The organism is Candidatus Darwinibacter acetoxidans, assembly GCF_041936445.1.
Lineage (GTDB): Bacteria > Bacillota > Limnochordia > Darwinibacteriales > Darwinibacteriaceae > DTU010.
In genome coordinates this window covers 1-2561 of sequence record NZ_JBHGXH010000058.1, presented here as the reverse complement: position 1 = coordinate 2561, position 2561 = coordinate 1, and the positions used below count along the sequence as shown (strand labels likewise).

Below are 2561 nucleotides of genomic sequence, written 5' to 3'. Positions count from 1 at the left end.
GATGATCACCTTCCAGAGGACCTGCCCCTTGCTGGCTCCAAAGGTTCGCACGAGCTTCACCTTGTTGGGGTCCACTTCCTTGAAACCGGTGTGCATCATCATAATGGTGACGATGATGGAAACGGCGATGGCCATGGCCACAACCGCGGTGATGGTGGTGCCCAGCCAGACCACGAAAATGGGGCCCAGGGCCACCTTGGGGATGCTGTTGAGTACCACGATGTAGGGGTCCATCACCTGGGAGAAAAACTCGGACCACCAAAGCATCACCGCGATGACCACGCCTGCCGCGGTGCCCACCGTGAAGCCCAAAACCGTTTCCCAAACGGTCCAGCCCAGGTGCCGCCAGAGGCCCCCTTCCCGGTAGAGGCGCACCAGGGCGGCCCAGATCTTGGTGGGCTGGGAGAAGATGAAGGCGTTGATCCAGCCCCGGGAGGCCGCGGCTTCCCAAAGAACAAAAAGCCCAACCAGTAGTACGATCTGGGTACAGCGGACCAAGGCCGCCTTCAGCCGCAGGCTGCGCAGGTAAGCTTGGTGTTCCGGGGAGATGGTTTCTTCAGTCATCCCGGTTCAGCTCCTTCCAGATGGTGGTGAAGTACTCCCGGAACTGCGGCCGCTCCCTGGTCTGGAGGGGCGTGAGCCCCTCATCGCACATTTTGATCCGGTGGATGCTGCGGATCCTCCCGGGCCGGGGCGTCATGACCACCACCCGATTGGCCATGCTCACCGCCTCGGGGATGTCATGGGTGACCATGATCACAGTCTTCTGGCGCTCCCTGAGGATCTTCACCACCTCTTCCCCCACCGCCAGGCGGTTTTGGTAGTCCAGGGCGGAAAAGGGTTCATCCAAAAGGAGCACATCGGGCCTGGTGGCTAAGGTGCGAATCAAAGCCACCCGCTGGCGCATGCCCCCGCTGAGCTGTGCGGGGTAGTAGTGCTCAAAGCCCCCCAGACCGTAGGCCTTGAGCATGGCCCTGACTTCTTCCACCGCCTCCGGCGTCTTTTCCCGGCGGATCTCCAGGCCCAACAGGGCGTTGTCTAAAATGGTGCGCCACTCAAAGAGGTAGTCGTTTTGGAGCATGTAGCCCACCCTGTTGCTTGGGCCCTGGACCTCTTCGCTGTCGATGAAGATGGAGCCGCGGGTGGGCCTCAAAAGGCCACTGATCAGGGAAAGCAGCGTGCTTTTGCCGCAGCCGCTTTGTCCCACAACGGCCACAAACTCCTGGTCCTGAATGACAAGATCGATATCCTCCAGCGCTTTCACTTCGCCGGCCAGGGTGTGGTAGTTCAAACTGACACTTCTCAGCTCCACGCGGGCCACGTGCTTTCCCCCCTTGCCCTGCCACGCAAAAAGCCTACGGCAGATCCCCCACCGCCTGCCTAGCCAGCTCGGTATTCATCAGTTCGCTGAAGGGCACAAATTCCTCCAGCTCCCCTGCTTCCAGCATGATCTCCTGGAGGTGCAGGAAGTGCTCTTCGGAGATGACCGGCCAGGGATGCCAGGCATCGATGGCTTGGTAAAGGCCCATGCTGCGCACTAAGATGTCGTGGTCGATGAGGGGGAAGAAGGGAGCGATCACTTTCGCCACCTCTTCCGCGGCATGCTCATTGACCCAGAGCTGACCCCGGTAGATGGCCCGGGTAAAGCGCACAAAAAGGTCAGGGTTTCTTTCCAGCTCACTCTTGCGGGCATGGTAGACGGTGTAGCTCACAGGTCCTGCTTCTGCCCCCAGAGACGCCACGATCTTGCCCCTGCCCCGGGCCTCAAGTTCACTTAAAGCCGGTTCAAACTGGGCGATGTAATCGCCAAGTCCTGCCTCAAAGGCACCCACCGCCGCTTCAAAGGCCAGGCTGGTGATGATCTCCACATCCTCAAAGGGCCGAATCCCGTGCTGTTTCAAAACCCATTCCAACGTCATCTGGGGCACGCCACCCAGGCGCGCGCCCACAATAGTCTTGCCCCGCACATTATCCCAGACAAAATCCTCATTGACGTCCCTGGTCATAAAAAAGGAACCGTCCCTGGCGGTGAGCTGGGCAAAACCCACGATGTGATCCACAGCGCCCTGCTGGTAGATGTACACTGCAGCTTCGGGCCCGAAAAAGCCCACATCCACAGCGCCGGAAATTAGGGCGGCAGCCCCTTTGTCGGCCCCCCACGCCGTTTGGAGCTCCACCTCCAACCCCTCTTCCTCAAAGAACCCCAAGGACAGGGCCACATACTGGGGAGCATAAAAGACGGAACGCACCACTTCCGACAAACGCACCTTCTGCAGGGTCTGCCCCGAGGCACTGGCCCCCAGCAGCACAGCCACCACAACCACCGCCGCCAGCAAAACCAACCACTTTTTCCTCTCCAACCAACATCCCCCCTTCAGTTACCTTGTATAGTATTCCGGATCTAGGAAGGTGTGCTCAAGGTGTTGCTAATCACGCTCTTTGACCGCATTTTGCTCACGATAGGTGGCCGGCAGAGGCAAAGCATTGCCCCTGCCTAGAAAGCAAACTCCTGCTCAATCACCACTCGAACCGTGTAGTCATCAATTAGCCGTTTTCTCTCT

3 protein-coding genes are annotated in these 2561 nt (G+C 59.2%); all 3 read right to left on the bottom strand.

Annotated elements, in window-relative coordinates:
• Positions 1-564, bottom strand: a 564-nt coding sequence (locus ACE4YL_RS02260; protein WP_461369102.1) for an ABC transporter permease, incomplete at its 3' end; no start/stop codon positions are given.
• Positions 557-1321, bottom strand: coding sequence for an ABC transporter ATP-binding protein (locus tag ACE4YL_RS02255; RefSeq protein WP_461360404.1), 765 nt, complete (start codon positions 1319-1321; stop codon positions 557-559). The genes ACE4YL_RS02255 and ACE4YL_RS02260, both read right to left, overlap by 8 nt.
• A 34-nt stretch (positions 1322-1355) precedes the next feature.
• A complete protein-coding gene (locus ACE4YL_RS02250) occupies positions 1356-2360 on the bottom strand; it encodes an ABC transporter substrate-binding protein (RefSeq protein ID WP_461360405.1) in 1005 nt (334 codons plus the stop codon).
• Positions 2361-2561: the final 201 nt, after the last annotated feature.